General features: G+C 69.4%; 21 protein-coding genes and 1 tRNA gene. 10 read left to right on the forward strand and 12 right to left on the reverse strand.

Annotated elements, in window-relative coordinates; genetic code table 11:
• The first annotated feature begins 98 nt into the window (after positions 1 to 98).
• Complete coding sequence (locus AMK34_RS14165; protein ID WP_198941692.1) at positions 99 to 1,361, forward strand: MFS transporter; 1,263 nt, start codon at positions 99 to 101, stop codon at positions 1,359 to 1,361.
• A gap of 9 nt (positions 1,362 to 1,370) precedes the next feature.
• Positions 1,371 to 2,435 (forward strand): DNA polymerase III subunit beta, encoded by a 1,065-nt coding sequence (gene dnaN / locus AMK34_RS14170; RefSeq protein WP_038521062.1) that lies wholly within the window; start codon positions 1,371 to 1,373, stop codon positions 2,433 to 2,435.
• A gap of 96 nt (positions 2,436 to 2,531) precedes the next feature.
• On the opposite strand, the gene AMK34_RS14175 is transcribed toward dnaN, so the two are convergent.
• The 7 genes from AMK34_RS14175 to AMK34_RS42670 form a co-directional block, all read right to left on the reverse strand.
• Positions 2,532 to 2,783: a glutaredoxin family protein gene (locus AMK34_RS14175; protein WP_034314716.1), complete on the reverse strand. Its 252-nt coding sequence runs from the start codon at positions 2,781 to 2,783 to the stop codon at positions 2,532 to 2,534.
• Positions 2,780 to 3,550 carry an MBL fold metallo-hydrolase gene (locus AMK34_RS14180; protein ID WP_073845684.1) on the reverse strand — a complete coding sequence of 257 codons (771 nt, stop codon included), beginning with the start codon at positions 3,548 to 3,550 and terminating at the stop codon, positions 2,780 to 2,782. Before AMK34_RS14180 ends, AMK34_RS14175 begins: the two co-directional genes overlap by 4 nt.
• Entirely contained in the window at positions 3,547 to 4,359 is an 813-nt protein-coding gene (locus AMK34_RS14185; RefSeq protein WP_038521071.1) for an NUDIX hydrolase, read from the reverse strand. Before AMK34_RS14185 ends, AMK34_RS14180 begins: the two co-directional genes overlap by 4 nt.
• A 90-nt stretch (positions 4,360 to 4,449) precedes the next feature.
• Positions 4,450 to 5,601 (reverse strand): hypothetical protein, encoded by a 1,152-nt coding sequence (locus AMK34_RS14190; RefSeq protein WP_038521074.1) that lies wholly within the window; start codon positions 5,599 to 5,601, stop codon positions 4,450 to 4,452.
• Positions 5,602 to 5,639: 38 nt separating this feature from the next.
• Positions 5,640 to 6,269, reverse strand: coding sequence for a hypothetical protein (locus tag AMK34_RS14195; protein ID WP_038521077.1), 630 nt, complete (start codon positions 6,267 to 6,269; stop codon positions 5,640 to 5,642).
• Positions 6,269 to 6,724 carry a RidA family protein gene (locus AMK34_RS14200; RefSeq protein ID WP_016337888.1) on the reverse strand — a complete coding sequence of 152 codons (456 nt, stop codon included), beginning with the start codon at positions 6,722 to 6,724 and terminating at the stop codon, positions 6,269 to 6,271. Before AMK34_RS14200 ends, AMK34_RS14195 begins: the two co-directional genes overlap by 1 nt.
• Positions 6,725 to 6,736: 12 nt before the next feature.
• Positions 6,737 to 6,898 (reverse strand): DUF4177 domain-containing protein, encoded by a 162-nt coding sequence (locus tag AMK34_RS42670; protein WP_005166970.1) that lies wholly within the window; start codon positions 6,896 to 6,898, stop codon positions 6,737 to 6,739.
• 129 nt (positions 6,899 to 7,027) lie between these two features.
• Between AMK34_RS42670 and AMK34_RS14210 the strand changes: the two genes are divergently transcribed.
• The 4 genes from AMK34_RS14210 to AMK34_RS14225 are packed head-to-tail and all read left to right on the forward strand — an operon-like array spanning position 7,028 to position 10,411.
• Entirely contained in the window at positions 7,028 to 7,972 is a 945-nt protein-coding gene (locus AMK34_RS14210) for an esterase/lipase family protein (RefSeq protein ID WP_073845685.1), read from the forward strand.
• A 33-nt stretch (positions 7,973 to 8,005) separates the two neighbouring features.
• Positions 8,006 to 8,254 (forward strand): hypothetical protein, encoded by a 249-nt coding sequence (locus AMK34_RS14215; RefSeq protein ID WP_073845687.1) that lies wholly within the window; start codon positions 8,006 to 8,008, stop codon positions 8,252 to 8,254.
• 22 nt (positions 8,255 to 8,276) lie between these two features.
• On the forward strand, positions 8,277 to 9,281 hold the full coding sequence (locus AMK34_RS14220; RefSeq protein WP_016337892.1) for an ArsA-related P-loop ATPase: 1,005 nt from the start codon (positions 8,277 to 8,279) through the stop codon (positions 9,279 to 9,281).
• Positions 9,281 to 10,411, forward strand: a complete 1,131-nt coding sequence (locus AMK34_RS14225) for an ArsA family ATPase (RefSeq protein WP_073845689.1) — start codon at positions 9,281 to 9,283, stop codon at positions 10,409 to 10,411. Before AMK34_RS14220 ends, AMK34_RS14225 begins: the two co-directional genes overlap by 1 nt.
• Before the next feature lie 64 nt (positions 10,412 to 10,475).
• Here the strand turns inward: AMK34_RS14225 and AMK34_RS14230 are convergent, their stop codons facing one another.
• The gene (locus AMK34_RS14230) at positions 10,476 to 10,793 is read right to left on the reverse strand and encodes a WhiB family transcriptional regulator (protein ID WP_005166974.1); all 318 of its coding nucleotides are present in this window, start codon (positions 10,791 to 10,793) and stop codon (positions 10,476 to 10,478) included.
• 350 nt (positions 10,794 to 11,143) lie between these two features.
• Between AMK34_RS14230 and AMK34_RS14235 the strand changes: the two genes are divergently transcribed.
• From AMK34_RS14235 to AMK34_RS14245, 3 genes are all read left to right on the forward strand, one after another.
• Entirely contained in the window at positions 11,144 to 13,309 is a 2,166-nt protein-coding gene (locus AMK34_RS14235) for a transglycosylase domain-containing protein (RefSeq protein WP_143202453.1), read from the forward strand.
• Positions 13,310 to 13,594: 285 nt separating this feature from the next.
• Positions 13,595 to 14,521, forward strand: coding sequence for a metallophosphoesterase (locus AMK34_RS14240; RefSeq protein ID WP_198941694.1), 927 nt, complete (start codon positions 13,595 to 13,597; stop codon positions 14,519 to 14,521).
• A gap of 28 nt (positions 14,522 to 14,549) precedes the next feature.
• Positions 14,550 to 14,623: transfer RNA gene (locus AMK34_RS14245), tRNA-Pro, on the forward strand.
• A 919-nt stretch (positions 14,624 to 15,542) separates the two neighbouring features.
• On the opposite strand, the gene AMK34_RS14250 is transcribed toward AMK34_RS14245, so the two are convergent.
• Positions 15,543 to 16,223, reverse strand: coding sequence for a methyltransferase domain-containing protein (locus AMK34_RS14250; RefSeq protein WP_073845691.1), 681 nt, complete (start codon positions 16,221 to 16,223; stop codon positions 15,543 to 15,545).
• Positions 16,224 to 16,262: 39 nt separating this feature from the next.
• Between AMK34_RS14250 and AMK34_RS14255 the strand changes: the two genes are divergently transcribed.
• Entirely contained in the window at positions 16,263 to 18,107 is a 1,845-nt protein-coding gene (locus AMK34_RS14255; protein WP_073845693.1) for a prolyl oligopeptidase family serine peptidase, read from the forward strand.
• A 13-nt stretch (positions 18,108 to 18,120) separates the two neighbouring features.
• Here the strand turns inward: AMK34_RS14255 and AMK34_RS43845 are convergent, their stop codons facing one another.
• The 3 genes from AMK34_RS43845 to AMK34_RS14270 form a co-directional block, all read right to left on the reverse strand.
• A complete protein-coding gene (locus AMK34_RS43845) occupies positions 18,121 to 18,348 on the reverse strand; it encodes a 2-hydroxymuconate tautomerase (RefSeq protein WP_338020561.1) in 228 nt (75 codons plus the stop codon).
• Between the two features lie 133 nt (positions 18,349 to 18,481).
• Positions 18,482 to 19,108 (reverse strand): TIGR03085 family metal-binding protein, encoded by a 627-nt coding sequence (locus AMK34_RS14265; RefSeq protein ID WP_073845697.1) that lies wholly within the window; start codon positions 19,106 to 19,108, stop codon positions 18,482 to 18,484.
• Between the two features lie 62 nt (positions 19,109 to 19,170).
• On the reverse strand, positions 19,171 to 20,544 hold the full coding sequence (locus AMK34_RS14270) for a glutamate decarboxylase (protein WP_073845699.1): 1,374 nt from the start codon (positions 20,542 to 20,544) through the stop codon (positions 19,171 to 19,173).
• Positions 20,545 to 20,569: the final 25 nt, after the last annotated feature.

The raw sequence follows: 20,569 nt of genomic DNA on the forward strand, positions 1-20,569 counted from the left end.
TGGTCCGTAGTACCCGGATCCGGTGGTGACCAAACTTACCGCCGCAGATCTGGTACTCGCGTACCAAAGTGTTCATACTGGTACGCGTGTCCCAGTCTGTGTCCGCTTCCGCCGAGAGCCACCGCACCTCCCTCGCCGACTACCGGGCCGCGCTGACCGCGCCCGGATCCCGCGGGGCGGTGATCGCGTCGCTGCTCGCCCGCCTGCCGATCGCGATGATCGGTATCTCCGCGCTGCTCTACGTCCAGCGCGAGACGGGCTCCTTCGCCGCGGCCGGGCTGGTGTCGGCCGGGTCGCTGGTGGGCGTCTCCGTGGGCGCGGTCGTGCAGGGAAGGCTCATCGACCGGTTCGGGCCGACCCGGCCGCTGCTGACCACCACGGTGCTCTTCGCGCTGGCGATGACCGGGCTGGTGTTCGCGATCGAGGCGCACGCCCCGACGCTCGTGCTGGTCCCGCTGGCCTTCGGCACCGGGATCACGGAACCGATGGTCGGCTCGGCCTCGCGGGCACTGTGGACACGGCTGCTGCCCGCCGGGCCGACGCGGAACGCCGCGTTCTCCTACGAGGCGATCAGCATGGAGGTCTTCTTCATCCTCGGCCCCGGGTTCGCGGGACTGCTGATCGCCGCGCCGTGGGCGGGCACCGGCATCGTGACCGGCTCGCTGACCATGATCGCGGGCGCGGTCCTGTTCGCGCTGAGCCCGACCGTGCGCGCATGGGGTCCGTCGCCGTCGACGGGCGGCAAACTGCTCGGCGCGCTGGCCAGCCCCGGGATGCGCACGCTCGCGATCGCCGCGCTGGGCTTCGGCGCGGTGATCGGGTTCGTCGAGGTCGCCGTCCCGGCGGCCGCGACCGAGGCGGGGAACACCTCCATCGGCGGTCTGCTGCTTTCGGCGTGGTCGGTCAGCTCGGTCGCGTTCGGGGTGGCGTACAGCCTGCGCCCGTGGCCACGTCAGATGGGCCTGCGGCTGCCGGTGCTGCTGGCCGGGTTCGGCGCGCTGGTGGCGCTGCTCGCGCTGCCGGGTTCGCTCTGGGGCCTCGCGCTCGCCATGCTCGCCGCGGGCGCGCTCATCACGCCGCAGTCGACGACGCATTCGGCGGCCATCGAGATCGCCGCGCCGAAGGGCACGGCGGCCGAGGCGTTCGGCTGGGTGCTCACCGCGGTGACCCTCGGCCTCGCGTTCGGGCAGTCGATCAGCGGCTACCTCGTCGAGCACGCCGGACACGAGGCGGCGTTCCTCGCCGCCGGCGTGGTCGGGTTCGCGCTCGCCGCGGTGGTGTGGCTGCTGCGCGGCACCTTCCGCCCTCAGCCGGCCGCGGCCGCCGCCGAAGCGCCCGAACTTGTCGGTGCCGCCCGCTAGCTTGCGGGCATGGACCTGACCGCCGCCACCCGCCCCCTTTCGTCCGCCGTCTCCGCCGCCGCCCGGCTGCTGTCGGCCCGTTCCGGCCTGCTGCTGCGCGCCGGAAAGGACGGGCTGACCGTCGGCGGCAACGACAGCGAACGAGCCGTCCGCCTGACCGCCGAGGCCATGGTCCACACCGATGGCGAGGTCCTCGTCCCCGCCGGGCCACTGGCGGAGACGCTGCGCATGCTCGACGACGACCTGGTGCGTCTGGTCGTCGAGGGTTCGAGGCTGGCCGTGCGGGTGGAGGGCGGGCGCTACGCGCTGCCGTTGCTGAGCCGTGAGCTGAACCTCCCGGACATGCCGCCGAAGGTGTCCGAAGTGGACGGTCACGCCCTCGTGACCGCGTTGCGCACCGTCGCGGGCACGGCGGCGAAGGACGACGCGCTGCCGATGTTCACCGGGGTCCGTGTGCAGAGCTTCAGCCGTGAGCTGCGGCTGACGGCGTCCGACCGCTACCGGATGGCCGTGGCCACCCTGCCGCTGCGCTCCGCGGGCGAGCCGATCGACGCACTGGTCCCGGCGGGCCTGCTCGCCGAGACGGCGAAGCAGGCGCGCGGCACCGTCGGCCTGCACGGCGACGGCACCCGGTTCGGGCTGAGCTGGGCCGGAGTCGCCGTCACGACCGCCGTGCTCGACGCTGGTTTCCTGTCGGAGAAGCTGATCGAATCGTCCACTGTGGACACGACGGTCGAGGTCGCCGCCGACGCGCTGGCCGCCGCCGTGCGCCGCGTGGGCGTCTACGCGGACGATCGCCGGGTGCTGACGCTGGAGGTCGGCGACGCGCACCTGCGGCTGGCCAGTGCCAAGCAGAACACCGGTGAGGCAGAGGAAACGCTGAAAGCGGAGGTCTCCGGCGGCCGGACGTCGCCCTCGTTCCAGGCGCGCTACCTGCTGGACGCGCTGCAGGGTTTCGCCGGGGAACGGGTGCGGTTGGACATCCAGCCCGGGATGCGTGCCTGCGTCATCCGCGCGGTGGAGCCGGGCGAGGTGGAGCTGACGTACTACGTGATGCCGATGCTGCCGCGCTGACACCCGGCCCCACGCGACGCCCGCACCCGAACGCCATGAAAGGTCCTTTCCTTGCAAATTTTGCAAGGAAAGGACCTTTCATAGCACGCTGAGGGGTCAGGCGGAGGCGGCCTTCACGGCGGCCTCGATCTCCCCGAACGAAGGGTTCACCATCGCCTTCGAGCCCACGAAGACCGTCGGCACGACCTCGTTCCCGTTCGCCACCGAACGCACGCGGGCGGCGGCGTCCGGGTCCTCCCAGATGTTGACCCGCTTCACCTTGAAACCGCTCTTCGACAGCGGCCGCTCCAACGCGGCGCAGAACCCGCATCCGGGGCGCCAGTAGAACTCGACCTCGACGTCACTCATTCGCCGTCCTCCGACCTCAGGTAGTCCAACTGCGCCCGCACGCTCCATTCGGCGGGCGCCCACAAAGCCTTGTCGACGTCGGCGTAGACGACCTCGACCACCTGGCGCGGGGTGGCGTCCGCGCCGAGCGTCTCCAGTGCCGAACGCACCTGGTCGAGCCGTTCTTCCCGATGTGCCAGGTATTCGCGCGCGGTCGCGGCCAGGTCGGGCAGTTCGGGGCCGTGTCCCGGCAGGCCGACGGTGCCGTCGGGCAGCCCGATGAGTTTCCGCAGCGAGCGCAGGTAGTCGCCGAGGTCGTGCAGCACGGTGGTGCCGCGGCCGAGGATGGTGTCACCGGTCAGGATCTGGCCGTCGGACACCAGGCAGATCGAGTCGCCGGTGTGGCCCGGCGTGTGCAGCACCGACAGCCGGACACCGCCCGCCTCGATCACCTCACCGTCCACAAGGGACTTCCCGCCGATGCAGAGCTTTTCGTCGAAGGCCCGCACGGGGGCGCCGACGCGCTCGGCGAACCAGGGCGCGCCCTCGGCGTGGTCGGGGTGATGGTGGGTGAGCACGATCAGCTCGACGGCGCCGGTCTCCGCCAGCCGCGTCAGATGCTCGACGTCCTCGTGACCGGGGTCGACGACCACGGAACCGGACGCGCCGGGCCCGCGCAGCACCCAGGAGTTGGTGCCCTCCAACGTCATCGACGAAGGATTGTTCTCCAGCAGCACGGAAGTCGTCGGCGTGATCCGGCGCAGCACGCCGTATTCGGGGGCGCTCATGCCGGGTCCAGGATGACGCGGACCTTGTCGCCGTCGCGCACCAGCGTCGGCATGATCTTCGAGATCTCGCGTTCGGCGGCCTGAGCCGCGGCCGAAGACTCGAACTCGCCCAGCTCCGCGAGCGTGAGCCACGTCGGTGGCATGAGCATGCGGCGGCCTTCCTTGGCATCGGCGATGGCCTCTTCGGGCCGCTGCCAGCCGGAGCTGACGGCCTCGGAGGTGGCGCCGTCCGCCTGCTGTCCCTCGGGCAGGACGGCGACGAAGAAGCAGGTGTCGTAGCGGCGCGGTTCCTGCGGCGGGGTCACCCAGTTCGCCCACGGGCGCAAGAGATCCGCGCGCAGCGTCAGGCCGTTCGCTTCGAGGAAGGCGGCGAGCGAGAGTTCGCGGGAGACCAGTTTTTCGCGGGCGTCGTGATACGGCGTCGTGTCGGTGACGACCGTGTCGCCGGTGCTCGCGAGCAGTACGCCAGACTCCTCGAACGTCTCCCGCACGGCCGCGCACACCAGGGCGCGGGCCAGCGACTCGTCGCAACCGAAGCGTTCCGCCCACCAGGCGGGCTCGGGGCCGGCCCAGCTCACGGAGGTGTCGACATCGCGGGAATCCACGCCACCGCCGGGGAAGACCGTCATGCCGCCCGCGAAGGGCATGCCCTTCACCCGGTGCTGCAGGAAGACCTCGACGCCTTCGGTGCCGTCGCGGAGGAGGATCACGGTCGCCGCGTCCTTGGGCGTCACGGGCTCGCCGTCGGCGTTGGCGCGGGTGCCCACCCCGGCCCCCACCGGGATGTCGAATGTCAGTTCTTCAGCCACACCCGCAACCTAACATCGCGTTTCGTCCTCTGGTTGCGATCGTTGCGCGTGCAACTACCGCATTCAGAGGACGAAACGCGTGGCGGTCGGTCAGGACCAGCTAGAGCCGCTGCTGCGCGAAGCGCCGTTCAGCCGGATCTTCGCCGCTTCGGCGCGCTCCCGTTCGGCGAGCTCGGCGTGCAGCTCGCGCAGGAGCGCGCGGTCGCGCTCGCTCAGGCTGGGGTCGTCGAGGTCGAGAGCGGGCAGCTCGACGACCTCGTGCATGCTCGGCTTGCCCGTGGCGATCTCGCGGCCCTTTTCGGGGTCCTCCTTGAGCGCCTGACGAAGCTGCGCCACCTCGGCCGGGGTCAGGTCGGCCGTGCGCTCGGCACGGGTCTCCGCCCGCGACTTGCGCGGCGGCGCGGACTCCGTCGAGGACGAGGAAGACGTCGTCGCCGCGGGCGCCTGCTGCACGATCGGCACCACCGGCGCGATCGGCTCGGCCGGTTCGTGGCTTCCGCTGCTCACCGGACGCAGCCCGTGCCTGCTCGGCTGCTCCTTGACCGGCTCGGGAGCCGGGGCGGGAGCGGGCGGCGGAGTCACCGGCTCGGACCGAAAGTCACTGGAGTGGGTACTCCCGGTGACCCAGACAGGACTCGCGGCCGAAGACGCGGCCTGGTGGTACGCGGACCGCGCGACGCCGGGGCCCGCGACCTCGACGACCGAACGGATGCCCGCGCGGCGAAGCGCGGTGTCCACGCGGAACGCGACCGCGGGCGGATTGCCCTCGGGCCCGATCTCGACCAGGACCACCCGCTGCGGCAGCGCGCCGGGCACGCTGCCCGCCGGCGTGTTCCGCCACACCGCGTGCACCGACCGGACGTCCGGCAGCACCTGCAGGGTGCGGTCGAGCGCCTCGGCGAGGCCGAATTCGGGCTGGTTCTCCCCGGTGAACCGGTGGGTGAGCACCGGCTCGTCCTCCTCGACGACCAGCAGGTCGTTCGCCAGAGTGGCGTCGGACCGGCTCATCTCCAGGACGAGCGCGAGTTCACGCTGTTCGGAGGAGCTCACCGGGATCTTCCCCGCGATCAGGGTGCCGGTGGTGAGCTCCACCGCTTCGTCGATGTGCGCACGCGCGATCAGCTCACGCGCTTCGGTCAAAGCACTGTCGTCGATACGACCCGCCAGGGCCAGTAACAGGTTGTGCAGGCGCAGGGGCACCGAGAACCCGTCCATGGGCGGGCCGTCGTGGACCTCCACCATTGCTCTGCTCCCTCCCGGCTCGCCTGGTGGAGCGAGCGTTAAGCGGCGACCAGCCGACTTCCGGTGTCCACCGCGCCCACACAGACCAGCTCGGAATTGGTGAGCGCGGTGCGGTGATAGCCGGTGAGGTCGATGCTCGGCGGGAGAACCTCGACGCCGGGCTCCTCGTCACCCAGCACGCGCAGGACGCGCTGCAGTTCACCGGTCAGCCTCGGCAGCCCGTTCGTCGCCGTGACCAGGAGGACTCGTTTCGCCCCACCCTCGCCGACCACACCGAGGTGTCGCCAGCTTTGCCGCACTTCACCCACATCCGGCCGTCCCCGCAACGTTGCGTGGATCAATACGGACACAGAGTCGACGGAGTTCACCCATTCGGGCGCACTCTGCGTGAATGTGTACCTGGTCTCGGTGACGTCGTCTACCCCCAGGGTGGAACTCACCTGATGCCAGTCGGCTCCGTGGGGGATGAGCCCGGCGACTAGCAGGCGATACTCGGTTTGGTCCAGGTCGATCCTGTGCTTAAGCAAAGACCTGGGCAGGGTCCGCGCGAGCGTGCCCATCGCACCTTCGCCCAGCCAGTCACGGAACCGCCACAAGAGCTGGTCCGGCAGCCGTCCGGCCAGCCGGAGCAGGAGCTCGTGCGAGGACCGTTCGATGTCCGGGTCCATCACTTCACCTCCACGATCAGTTCGATCTCGACCGGCGCCCCGATCGGCAGCTCGGCGACCCCGACGGCCGACCGGGCGTGGATGCCCGCCTCGCCGAAGATCTCGCCCAGCAGCTCGGACGCCCCGTTGATCACCGCGGGCTGGCCGGTGAAGCCCTCCGCGGAGGCCACGAACCCGACGACCTTGACCACCCGCACGACGTTGTCGATGCCGGCGACCGAGTCGACCGCGGCGAGGGCGTTGAGGATCGACGTCCGCGCGTACTGCTTCGCCTCTTCGGGGCTGACCTCGGCGCCGACCTTGCCGGTCGCTTCGAGCTCACCCTTCACGAAGGGCAGCTGCCCGGCCGTGTAGACGTGCGAACCGGTGCGGACCGCGGGCACGTAGGCCGCCAGCGGGGCGGCGACGGCCGGCAGTTCGATGCCGAGCTCGGCGAGTCGATCGCTCCAGGTCATGGCTTCAATCCCTCAGTTCTTCGCTCGTTTGAGGTAGGCGACGTGCTGCTCGCCGGTCGGGTTCGGGAGCACGGTGACGAGCTCCCAGCCGTCCTCGCCCCACTGGTCGAGGATCTGCTTGGTGGCGTGGATCAACAGGGGGACGGTCGCGTACTCCCACTTGGTGGCGCTCATGCCCGGGAGCGTAGCCAAACCGGCAAGGGCGCCCGACACACATGCGGAAAACCCTCTCGCGGACGGTTCGCCGATTTCCCGCCGATGTGGTTCACTTCACACCTACTCGGGAGTAGATAGGACGCCGACATGCGGACGACGAAGTCCCTCGCCGCCACCTTCCTGGCCGCGGCCCTTGCCCTGATCTGCGCTTCCCCCGCGACCGCCGACGAGGAACTCCCCGTCCCGTGGACGCTGGCCGCGGCACTGCCCGCGCAAGCGGCGAACCCCGGCGGCCCGCCACCCGGCGCGAACGACTTCGACTGCCGCCCGAGCGCGGCCCATCCGAATCCGGTGGTGCTCACCCACGGGCTCGGCGCCAACCAGACGGTGAACTGGCAGACGTTCGGCCCGCTTCTCAAGAACCAGGGGTACTGCGTCTTCTCCCTCACCTACGGCGTTCCCGGCGAACCGCTGCCGATCTACCAGCCCGGCGGGCTGCTGCCGATGGAGCAGAGCGCGAAGGAGCTTTCGGCGTTCATCGACAGGGTGCGCGGCGCGACCGGCGCGTCCAAGGTGGACATCCTCGGGCATTCCGAAGGCACGCTGATGCCTTCTTACTATGTGAAGTTCCTCGGCGGAGCGTCCAAAGTGGACAAGTACGTCAGCCTGACCCCGCTCTGGAACGGCACGACGCTGTTCGGTGCCTCGCATCTGTACGCGCTCGCGGGCGCGCTGGGGCTCGCGCCCGGCTTCAACGGCATCCTCGACCCGCTCTGCGGTTCGTGCCGCCAGTTCCTGCGCGGCTCGGAGTTCCTGACGAACCTGCGGTCGGGCAACGGCGTCTTCCAGCCGGGCGTGACCTACACGAACATCATGACCCGCTACGACGAGGCCGTCGTCCCGTACACGAGCGGGATGGGCACCGGCCCGAACGTGAAGAACATCGTGCTGCAGGACAGCTGCCTGCTCGACCTGGCTGAGCACGCCGGGGTCGCCGCCGATCGCAACGCCGCCGGGCACGTCCTCAACGCGCTGGACCCGGCGCACGCGAAGCCGGTCCCCTGCGTGCCCGCGACCCCCATCGGGAGCTGACGGAAGCGCGTTCGGCACCGCTACGGTGGGCCCGTGGAGACCTGGCGCGTGGTCGCGACCGTCCTGCTCGCCGCGGCCGGGCTGCCGCTGGTGCTGGTCCTGATGGCCAAGGCGCGGGACCGCACGGGCCGCTCGGCGACGGTCGCGATCACCGGCGCGGTGGCCCTCGTGACCCTCCTGCTGCTCGGTGTGGTGATGCTCACGGTGCTGCCCGGCGTCCTGACCTGGTGCGTCGCAGGACTGGTCGTGGCCGCGCTCGGCGTCATGATGCTGGCGAGCTGATCGCTCAATTAGGGTGGGACCGGTGAGCACACCCCTTGCCGGCTGGACCGACGAACTCGCGAGAGCCAGGCTGCATTTCGTCACCGGTAAGGGCGGGACGGGCAAGACCACGCTCGCCGCCTCGCTGGGCCTCGCGCTCGCCAAGGGCGGGCGCCGAGTGCTGCTGATCGAGGTCGAAGGCCGCCAGGGCATCGCCCAGCTCTTCGACACCGAGCCGCTCCCGTACGCCGAGCAGCGCATCGCGGCCGTCCCCGGCGGCGGCGAACTGCGCGCCCTGCACATCGACGTCGAGGCCGCGCTGCTCGAATACTTCGAGATGTTCTACAACCTCGGCTTCGCGGGGCGGACGCTGCGGCGGATGGGCGCGATCGAGTTCGCGACCACGCTGGCGCCCGGCCTTCGCGACGTGCTGCTCACCGGCAAGATCAAGGAATGCGTCGGCCGCACCGAATCGGACGGCCGCCACACCTACGACGCCGTCGTCGTCGACTCGCCGCCCACCGGCCGGGTCGTGAAGTTCCTCGACGTCACCAAGGCCCTGACCGATCTCGCCAAGACCGGCCCGATCCGCGGCCAGGCCGACGGCGTCGTGCGGCTGCTGCATTCCGGTGAGACCGCGGTCCACCTGGTCACGTTGCTGGAAGAGATGCCGGTACGGGAGACCGTCGAAGCGGTCGCCGAACTCGACGGCGCCGACCTGCGTCCCGGCGCCGTGCTGGTGAACCGGGTGCGCCCGCCTCGGCTGCCCGCCCGCTCGGTGACCGCCGCCGCCGACGGCCGTGTCGACGCCTCGCGCGTCCGCGCCGGGCTCGCGTCGGCCGGTCTCGACCTGCCAGAAAGCACCCTCGACGCGCTCGTCGAGGAAACCGTCGAGCACGCCGTGCGGGTCGCGGCCGAGCAACGCGCCCGCGAACAGCTGTCCGAAGCGGACTTGCCGGGCCTCGAACTGCCGGATCTGACCGACGGCGTCGACGTCGCGGCGCTCTACGACCTCGCCGAAGCGCTGACCGAGCAGGGGGTGCGCTGATGTCGGACATCTTGGAGGTCGACAAGCTGATCGACGATCCGGAGAGCCGGGTCATCGTGTGCTGCGGTTCCGGCGGGGTCGGCAAGACGACCACCGCGGCGGCGCTCGCGTTGCGCGCGGCCGAACGGGGACGGCAGACGGTGGTGCTGACCATCGACCCGGCCCGGCGGCTGGCGCAGGCGCTCGGCCTGCGTGAACTGGGCAATCACCCGAAGCAGGTGCAGGTCGAAGGCTTCGAGCCCAAGGGCGAGCTGTGGGCGATGATGCTCGACATGCGCCGCACCTTCGACGACATGGTGCGCGTCCACGCCGGCCCTGAACGCGCCGAGCAGCTGCTGCAGAACCCCTTCTACCAGACCATTTCCACGTCGTTCTCCGGCACGCAGGAGTACATGGCGATGGAGAAGCTGGGGCAGCTCGCGGCCACCGACGAGTGGGATCTGATCATCGTCGACACGCCGCCGAGCCGGTCCGCGCTGGACTTCCTCGACGCACCGACGCGGCTTTCGAGCGCGCTCGACGGCCGGATGATCCGGCTGCTCACCGGTCCGGCCAAGGCGGGCGGCTGGGGCCTGCGCAAGGTCGTCAACGCCGGGTTCTCGATGTTCGCGAAGGCCGTCTCGACGATCATCGGCGGCCAGCTGCTGACGGACGCTTCGGCGTTCATGCAGGCCTTCGACAGCATGTTCGGCGGTTTCCGCGAACGCGCGCGCAAGACTTCCGAGCTGCTGCGGTCCGGCGGCACTTCGTTCCTCGTGGTGGCCGCGCCGGAGCCCGACGCGCTGCGCGAGGCGTCCTATTTCGTGGAGCGGCTCTCGGAGGAGAGCATGCCGCTCGCGGGGCTGGTCGCGAACCGGACGCATCCGGTGCTCGCCCCGCTCTCCAGTGCCGAAGCCGTCGCGGCCGCCGAGCAGCTCGCGAAGGGCGAGGCCAGCGCTCCGCTGGCCGAAGCCGTCCTTCGCCTGCACGCGGACCGGGTCGCGCTGGCCGATCGGGAGACGCGGCTGCTCGCCAGGTTCACGCGGGCGCATCCCGAGGTCCCGCTGGTGCGGGTGCCCGCGCTTCCCAGTGACGTGCACGATCTCGAAGGCCTGCGCGACATCGGCACGCGTCTGGCCACCCAGTCCTGAGTTTTCGCGAAGGGCCCCTTCCCTACCTTGGACTCAGGGAAGGGGCCTTTCACGCCAACCTTGATCACGAGACTCGGACGCGCACGTCTTCCTCTTCGTCGATCCCGGTGAAACTGCGCTTCGCCGCTTCAAGCAGGTCCGCCCAGCTGGAAACGTCCGGCCGCCGCCGCAGCAGCGCCCGCCGTTCCCGTTCGGTCATACCTCCCCAGATGCCGAAGTTGATCCGGCCATCGAGCGCTTCGGCGAGGCATTCCGTCCTGACCGGGCAACCGAGGCAGACCGCCTTGGCCCGGTTCTGTTCCGCCCCCCGGACGAACAAACCGTCCGGATCGGTGTCGCGGCACGACGCATTGACTCGCCAGCTCGACTGGTTGGTTTCCATACCCCCAGCTCCCTACCCTGGTGTTCGACACACCACGGGGGGACGAAAAGCCTGCGCTCCTGCCCCCATGAGCGTGTCTCCCTGTGTGCTCACGTCGGTTGAGCCGACACCTCCCCGGTGCCGGTGCCTCCGTTCGGCCGAATGCGACTGCCGCTCGCACTCACCCGTCTGTCGGCTTTTTCATACGTGAGACGTTGACGGACTGTAAGGGCCCTCGGTTCCCTCCGCCAAGCCCTAGAATGCCTCCGACTACCGGCCGTCACCTCATGGGGTCGATTTCGTAACCGAATCCACACTTTCAGCTAGGTGACGTCACGGTGGGCTAACGGCATCCGCGTACCCTGGTCCGCGTGCGCAAAACGGACGGTCTGCTGAAGCTCATTGGCCTTTGTGTGCTCGCGGGGGTGCTGGTCGCGGGGATGTTGTTCCCGGTGGCGGGTGCCGCGGGGGTGCTGTCGAACCAGGCGAGCGAGACCGTCGACAAGACATCTTCGGACCTAGCGGACATCCCGCCGCCGTTGGTGACGACGATCACGGACAACACCGGCAAGCAGATCGCGACGCTGTACAAGCAGTACCGCATCCCGACCACCGAGACCCAGATCAACGACGCCATGAAGTGGGCGCTGATCTCCGTCGAGGACAAGCGCTTCTACGAGCACAACGGGGTGGACTGGAAGGGCACGCTGCGCGCGGCGGTCAGCAACAGCACCGGCGGGGACACGCAGGGCGCGTCGACGCTGACCCAGCAGTACGTCAAGAACTACTTGATCAACGTCGTCTACCGGGACGACAAGCCGGGCCAGAAGCGCGCACAGGAGCAGTCGGTCGCCCGGAAGCTGAAGGAAGCCCGGATCGCGATCCAGCTGGAAACCAAGCTGAACAAGATGCAGATCCTGACCGGCTACCTGAACGTCGTCGAGTTCTCACGTGAGATCTACGGCGTCGGCGCGGCCGCGAACGCGTACTTCAACACGCCCGTCGAGAAGCTCACGGTGCCGCAGGCGGCCTTGCTGGCCGGGCTGGTGAACAACCCGGCCGTCAACGACCCGTGGAAGAGCCCGGCGAAGGCGACCGAACGGCGAAACCTGGTGCTGGACCGCATGGTCGACAACCAGAAGCTCGCGAAGGTGGACGCGGAACGGTTCAAGGCCGAGCCGCTCGGCGTGGTCGAAGGCGGCCCGCAGAAGCCCGCGTCGAACTGCGTCGGCGCCGGTACGGAGAACGGTTTCTTCTGCCAGTACGTCGAGGACTACCTCCTCAAATCCGGGATGACGAAGGACGATCTCTACACCGGCGGCTACCGGATCCAGACCACTTTGGACGAACGGGCGAACCACGAGGCCAAGATGTCGGCCGAGGCCCAGGTCAAGAAGACGCAGGACAACGTCGCGAACACGCTTTCCCTGGTGAAACCGGGCAAACAGCGACACGAAGTCGTCGCGCTGGCGGCGAACCGTGACTACGGATTGCACGAAGACCAGGGACAGACGACGTTCGCGTTGCCTTCCGGTGTCTACAACACCGGTGGCGCGGGGTCCGCGTACAAGACCTTCACGGCGGCCGCGGCTTTGGAAGCCGGTGTGGCCGGGATCAACAGTCCCCTTCCGGTGCCCGACTTCTACACCTCCCGCGTGTTCGCCGGTGGTGGCCCCAAATGCGCTCCGACCGGGCCGCCGTTGCGCTCCCGCTGGTACTGCCTCGGCAACGCGGGCGACTACAACCCGGCGGGCGGGCAGATGTCGTTGCAGCAGGCGCTGGCGTCTTCGCCGAACACCGCGTTCGTGGCCCTCGAGGAGAAGGTCGGGAGCACGGGGCCGATCGTGGAGATGGCGCGCAAACTCGGGATGCGCGACACCATGGCGAGCAACCTCGGCGGCGGCGCCGTGGATCCGAAGTCCGACAACCCCGGTGCCAACACCAGTCAGCTGCAGGCGTTCGGTCCGCGGCCCGGCTGGGCCGGAAACGCTTCGTTCACCCTCGGCCCGGCTCCGCTGAGCGGACTGGAACTGGCGAACGTCGGCGCCACGATCATGAGCGGCGGCGTCTGGTGCCCGCCGACCCCGCTGTCCGGTGTCACCGACCGGGACGGAAAGCCGGTGCCCGTCAAGGAAGCCGCCTGCGAGCAGGTGGTGCCCGAAGGTCTCGCGAACACCCTCGCGGTCGGCATGAGCAGGGACAGCCAGCCCGGTGGGACGTCGTTCGGCGCCGCGAACGGTGTCGGCTGGAACCGTCCGGTGATGGGCAAGACCGGGACCACGCAAAGCAACGGCTCGGGAACCTACCTCGGGGCCACCCCGCAGCTCGCGGGCGCGGCGATGGTGTTCCGTCCGAAGGGCGGAAACGGCGGCCTCTGCTACCTCGGCCCGGGTAATGTGACCACCCGCTGCGAAAACATGTTCGGCGGCAAGACGCCGGCGCAGACCTGGTTCGGGGCGATGTCGAAGATCCTCGCCGGCCAGGAACCGCTGCCGTTGCCGGCTCCGGACCCCAAGTACATGGGCGGCGGACGCTGACCGACAAGGGCGGCATTCACCAGCGCAAATCACGATGAGTCACGTCATTCTAACTTTGAGTGACTGAAGGGCGGCCTATCGGGGAACAGCGGTCGACGAGACCATGTCGGTTGATCGCGACACTCCGCGCCGACCACGGAAGGTGAAGAAAAGAGGCCATTCCAGCGATTTACCGAGATCGCCGGAATGGGGGCGGACGATCACCACCGGAGAGCACGTAAACTGGACATTGTGAGCACGCTCAGTAACAAAAGTACTTCGGGGGCGACGGTACGGCGCTTGGCCGTGGGAACCGTCGCCCTGGGAGCCGCGACCCTCGGTTACGCGGTCGGTATCGAAAGGCGCCGGTGGACGCTTCGCACCGCGGAGCTCCCGGTCCTCGCGGCAGGGGCGAAGCCCTTCACGATCCTCCACATCTCGGATCTGCACATGCTGCCCGGTCACGTGAGCAAACAACGCTGGGTAGCGGCGCTCGACGAGCTCGAACCGGACCTCGTCGTCAACACCGGTGACAACCTGTCACATCATCAGGCCGTCCCGTCCGTGCTGCGCGCGCTCGGCCCCTTGCTCGACCGGCCCGGCGTGTTCATCTTCGGCAGCAACGACTACTACGCGCCGAAGCCGAAGAACCCCGCGCGCTACCTCATGCCGAAGGGCAAGAAGAAGCGGATCCACGGCGAGCACCTGCCATGGCGCGACCTCCGCGCGGCGTTCGTCGAGCACGGGTGGAACGACCTCACCCACGTCCGGCGCACCATCGAGGTGGCCGACCAGTACGTGTTCACCGCGGGCGTCGACGACGCGCACCTTCACCGCGACCGCTACGCCGACATCGCGGGGCCCGTGGACACCGCGGCCGCCGTCCGCATCGGCGTCACGCACTCGCCGGAGCCCCGCGTGCTCGACGAGTTCGCCGGCGACGGTTACGACCTCGTCCTCGCGGGCCACACGCACGGCGGGCAGCTCCGCGTCCCCGGCTACGGCGCGCTCGTCACCAACTGCGAACTGGACCGCACCCGCGCCCGCGGCGCGTCCCGCTGGGGCGCCCAGATGTGGCTGCACGTCTCCGCCGGACTGGGCACTTCGCCGTACGCTCCGGCCCGGTTCGCGTGCCCGCCCGAGGCGAGCCTGCTGACCCTCGTCCCACGGGGCACGACCAGCGAGAACCACCGGAAAGCAGCCCCCCGCAAAGCCCGAAACACCGTCCGCTAAACTTCTCCTCGACCCGCTAAGAAGTATCCGGGGTGTGGCGCAGCTTGGTAGCGTGCCTCGTTCGGGTCGAGGAGGTCGTGGGTTCGAATCCCGCCACCCCGACGTTGGATCGAAAGAGCCTTGCTCGCTTTGGCGAGCAAGGCTCTTTCGCGTTGCAGGCTCCTTCACGACGCGGCCGGAGCCGGAGGCCCCGAGTCACGCGCCCCCGGGCAGCCCCCTCCACTCCCAGGGGCAATGCCACTTACTTAAGCGATATTGCTTAAGTATCTACGGAGGACAGTTGCTCGGTGGAATTGTCCGATTGCCGACCGTTTGACGCTGCTCAGGAGTACGCGAAGGCTCCCTTCACTGCGCTAGACGCCAGGGGTCTCGGCGAAGTCGCATAAACGCAGGTCAAGCGCTTGATAACCCTGGTCGACGGGAGTCGAACGGGCTCCAACCGTCCACTGTGGTCACTTCTCGGCGACCGAATGTCCTATTCATGGCGAGATGGGCGATTACGCCGAGGGGTCGTGAGTGGTAAAGGTCGTTCTAACCCGAATCGCCACTCACGACCCCGTTGCGAAACGCTCAAATCGGGCACGCTCACCCTGGAGGGGGCCCTGCGGCCAGTCGAGAAGGAGTCAGGCCACCGTGACGAGTGCCTCCGTTGCCCACTTGACCAGCGAATAGGCGACTTTGCCGGGGGCTAGCGCTCGACGCAATGAAGGGGGCCTTCACGCACTTCGGCTGTTCGATCGCGGGGGTCGACACCTCACCTGCTACCTGCGCAAACGTGACTCGCTCGCAACACGCGACGCCCCGGGCAGCCCCCGCCACTCCCAGGGGGGCGACCCCGGCTCCAGCGTATCGCCGAGGGGCGGCGGGACCGGGCGAAAACGGGGCCGGCGGGGTCAGTAGTCCACAACGGCGGGTGGCTGTGGACAACCGAGGGGCAAGCAAGGCCGAGGGTTCCCAATGGCTCATTTGAGACGCTGAGTGTCTCCAATGAGGCATTGGTCGCCGGGGCCCGAAAGAGTGCTCAGCGGGTCGCGAGCAACTCGGTCCAGCACTGCGCGAAATCCCCGTCCCCCGAGCGCGCCCACGACCAGGCCGAGCGGGCGGCCGAGGCGAGCTGGTCGCGGTCCGGGGTCGTCGCGGTTTCCAGCGCCGTCACCAGCCGCGCCTCCACGGACGTCGCCAGCGCGCGGTAGGTCGTGTCCGTGCGGTAGCGGGTTTTCGTTCGTACGTCGGTGAAACCGGCGGCCGCGACCGCCGAGGGCAGCGAACGTCCGGCGAACGGGTCACCGCCCGCGCGGCGCCACAGCAGATAGTGGCCGCGGAGGGCGGCGTCGACATTCGCCGTCTTCGGCCGCAGCCGCGCCCGGCTCCAGTCCGATGTGGACAGTGCGAGGGTGCCGCCCGGTTTGAGGACGCGACGGAACTCCGCCAGCGCGGCGCCCGGCTCCTTCAGGTATTCGAAGACGGCGTGCGCGAAGAGCACGTCCACCGAATCCTCGGCGAACGGCAACGCGCACGCCTCCGCCACCAAGAAGTCCACTGTGGACTTTCTGTGCCCGTTGCCGATACCGAGGGTGATCGAACCCGGCCCGCAGCCGACGTCGACGCACCCCATCCCCGGCCCGAACAGCGGTTGCGCGAACACGGCCCGTTCGACCGCCTGACGCGCGGACCGCGCGCGTGGCGCGTTTCCCTCCAGCACCCCGCACACAGTACGGCTCCGGGGTGGCAGGATCGAGGGGTGAGCACGCAGTCAGGCACTGAATATCCGTCCGCGGCGGTCCCGGACCGCCTGTTCGACGACGCCGAAGCCGAGACCAGGTGGCGGGCCCGCTTCCACGCGCCGCGGATCTCGGTCCCCGAGTGGGCCATCGACGCCCCGGACGCGAACGTCTACGTCTCCAACGCCAGCGGCGTCTGGGAGGTCTATTCCTGGGACCGGTCGACCGGCGAGCACCGCCGCGTCACCGACCGTCCGAACGGCACCATGCACGCCACCCCGTCCCCCGACGGACGCTGGATCTGGTGGTTCAACGACACCGACGGCGACGAATTCGGTTCCTGGGTCCGCGAACCGTTCGCACCGGGCGCCGCCGCCGAGCGCGCGGTGCCGGACGTCCACGACGGCTACCCCGCCGGGCTCGAGATCGGCACGCGGGTGATCGCCCTCGGCGTCTCGACCGACGACGGCAGCGAACTCTTCGCCCATATCGACGGCGAAACCACCTCCTTCTACAAGCACGAGGACGACGCCGGGATCGCCTCGCTGTCCCGCGACGAGTCGCTGCTCGCGATCTCCCACTCCGAACACGGTGATTCGCGCCACCCCGCGCTGCGTGTCCTGTCGACCGACGGCTTCACGACGATCGCCGACAAATGGGACGGCGAGGGCAAAGGCCTCGGCGCGCTCGAGTACTCGCCGGTCGCCGGCGATCAGCGGTTGCTGGTGCTGCACGAGCGGCGCGGCCGCGAAGAGCTCCTGATCTGGGACACCGCCGCGGACACCGAGCAGGAGATCGAGCTGGATCTGCCCGGCGAGGTGGTCGCGGGCTGGTACCCCGACGCGCGGGCGCTGCTCGTCGTCCACTTCCACCAGGGCCGCAGTTCCCTGCACCGGTACGACCTCGCGACCGGCGAACTGTCCTCTTTGGACACGCCGCCCGGCCGCATCGGCGGCGCGGGCGTGCGGCCCGACGGAACGGTCGAGTACTCGTGGTCCAGTGCCGCGCAGCCGACGGCGGTGCGCGCGCGGACGGCGGGCGGGGAAGACTCGGTGCTCCTCGAACCGCCGGGTGAGCGTGCCCCGGAGTCCGCCCCGGTCACCGACGCGTTCGTCGACGGGATCGGCGGGCAGATCCATGCGCTGGTCTCGCGGCCGGCCGACGCGCCGGAAGGCCCGCTCCCGACGGTCTTCTCGTTGCACGGCGGGCCGCATTCGGCCGACGAGGACCGCTTCTCCGCGTACCGCGCCGTCTGGCTCGACGCCGGTTTCGCCGTCGTCGAGGTCAACTACCGTGGCTCGACCGGGTACGGCTCGGCCTGGCGCGACGCCATCGAAGGCCGTCCCGGCCTGACCGAACTCGAAGACGTCGCCGCCGTGCACGACTGGGCAGTCCAAAGTGGACTCTCAGACCCCGCGAAGTGCGTGGTGAACGGCGCTTCGTGGGGTGGCTACCTGAGCCTGCTGGCGCTGGGCACCCAGCCCGCGCGCTGGGCGGCGGGGATCGCCGGGGTGCCGGTGGCGGATTACGTCGCCGCGTACGAGGACGAGATGGAGCAGCTCCGGTCGTTCGACCGGGCGTTGTTCGGCGGTTCGCCGGAGACGGTGCCGGCGGTGTACCGGGAATGCTCGCCGATCACCTACGTCGAGGCCGTGACGGCGCCGGTGCTGGTGCTCGCCGGGGACAACGACCCGCGCTGCCCGATCCGGCAGGTCGAGAACTACCTCGACCGGCTCGCGAAGCGGGAGATCCCGTTCGAGTTCTACCGGTTCGACGCGGGCCACGGTTCGCTGGTGATCGCCGAGACGATCAAGCAGACCGCGATCGAGGTGTTCTTCGCGCAGCGGGCGGTCGGGCTTCGCTGACCCCGGCCAACGGTCAGCGCTCGGAGAAGAGAGTCCCGCCGGACGCCCAGTGTTCGGCGGGAATCTCGTTGATGGTCACCCAGACACCTTCGGGGTTTCCGCCGCAGGTGCGGACGAAGGCGTCGGTCACCTCGTGCACGAGGGCCTGCTTCTGCTCGGCCGTGCGGCCGGGGAACATCGAAACACTGATCATCGGCATGGCCGGAACTCTAGTGTTCTGCGTCGGGAATACGGTGCGTATCTCGGTGGATCCAGGTTTCCGTCGGCAAGGCGCCGGTTCGTCCTCGTACCGGGTTGTACTCGGACGGACCGGCGACGCGGCCGACGGGAAGCTGGGCCGCCGAGATGCGTGCCGGATTCCCGGCGCTGGACACTTAAAGCCCGCGGTCGTGTTTCCGCAGACGGTCGACGGCGTAGGCGTCGCCTTCGAAGGCGATCCGGGCGGCGTCACGGCCGAAGACGAACAGCAGCAGTTCGATCGGCGCGCCGATCACGGTCACCGTGTCCGGGCCTTCCTTCACCCGCGCTTCGCGGCCTTCGGGGGTCTTCAGGATCACGCCGACCGGTGATTTCCGCAGGTTCAGCTTCGAGGCCTGCTTCGCGGACTTCCAGGCCGCCGCGTCCCGCGCGGAGTCCGCGGGACGCGGTTCCCAGCCAGGCTGTCCCCGGCGGACGTCCTCGTGGTGGATCAGGAACTCCGCGCTGTTCGTCAGCTCGTCGAGCGCGCCGATCGACGTCGGCCAGTACCAGGCTGGGCCGGATCGGACCTTGCCGACGACCTCGGACCACGGCCGGGCGGCGTAGGAGTCCTGCACCCGCTGCGTGTACGAAGCGAGCGCGGGCACCAGGATGCCGGGCGCCGCGTCGGGCCGCCGCTCGCGGACCAGCAGATGCGCCGCGAGATCCCGCGTCTTCCAGCCCGTGCACAGGGTCGGCGCGTCCGGGCCGACCTCTTCGAAAAGCTCGCTCAACGCACGACGTTCGTCTCCGGCGACTCCCATACCCCCTGACGTTACGCGCCGGTAGGGCCCGGGGAAATCCGGCGTGACGCAGGGCACCCGGCTCAGTGATGGAACGCGGTCCGCCGTCGCGGGCCGTGATCGAGCTCGGGCAGCAGACGGCGGAGATCGGCGAGCAGCAGCTCGGCGAGGTCGTGGGTGAAACCGTTGCGCACCACGATCCTCAGCACCGCGAGGTCGGTCCGGTTCTCCGGGAACGTGTACGCCGGGACAAGCCAGCCACGCTCGCGAAGCCGCCGTGACACGTCGAAGACGTCGAAACCCTCGACGTCCGGCTTCGTCGTGAAGGCGAACACGGGCAGCTGATCGCCGCGGGTCAGCAGCCGGAACGGGCCCAGCTCGGCGATCCCGTCCGCCAGCTGGGTCGCGACGTCACGCGAAGCCTGTTGCACCGCACGGAAACCTTCGCGGCCGAGCCGGACGAACGTGTAGTACTGCGCGGCCACCTCGGCGCCGGGACGGGAGAAGTTCAGCGCGAAAGTCGGCATGTCGCCACCGAGGTAGTTGACGTTGAAGACGAGCTCCTCCGGCAACGCGTCCTTGTCACGCCACAGCACCCAGCCGACGCCGGGGTAGACGAGCCCGTACTTGTGCCCGGAGGTGTTGATCGACGCCACCCTCGGCAGGCGGAAGTCCCAGCTCAGCTCAGGATCGAGGAAGGGCGCGATCATCGCGCCCGAAGCGCCGTCGACGTGCACGGGGATGTCCCAGCCGGAGCGTTCCGCCAGACCGTCGAGCGCGGCGGCGATCTCGGCGACCGGCTCGTAGCTGCCGTCGAAAGTGGACCCGAGGATCGCGACGACGCCGATCGTGTTCTCGTCGCAGCGGGCGATCGCCTCGTCGGCGGTGAGGTGGAAGCGGTCGCCGTCCATCGGCACCAGCCGCGGCTCGACCTCCCAGTACTCGCAGAACTTCTCCCAGCAGACCTGGACGTTCGCGCCCATCACCAGATTCGGCTTCCCGGTGCGGCCCAGCTTCGACCAGCGGCGCTTCATCGCCATGCCGGCGAGCATGCAGGCTTCCGACGAGCCGGTGGTGGAGCAGCCCATGATCACGGTGGGATCGGGCGCGTGCCACAGATCGGCGAGGATGTTCACGCAGCGCCGCTCGAGTTCCGCGGTCTGCGGGTACTCGTCCTTGTCGATCATGTTCTTGTCGACGCATTCGGCCATCAGCTCGCGGGCCTGCGGCTCCATCCACGTGGTGACGAACGTGGCGAGATTGAGCCGGGCGTTGCCGTCGAGCATCAGCTCGTCGCGCACCAGCTGGAGGGCGGTGTCGGGCGGGAGCGGGTCTTCGGCGAGGCTGTCGTGCGGGAGACGGATGTTCGCGGCGAGCGCGGGATACTCGCCGGCGTACAGCGGGTTGGCCCCGGTCTTGCGGTCCGGATCGGACGCGGTTCCCTTGTGCAGCACCATGAGTCGAACGTAGCCCGGCGCACGG

Origin of the sequence: Amycolatopsis sp. CB00013 (assembly GCF_001905755.1) — a bacterium.
Lineage (GTDB): Bacteria > Actinomycetota > Actinomycetes > Mycobacteriales > Pseudonocardiaceae > Amycolatopsis > Amycolatopsis japonica.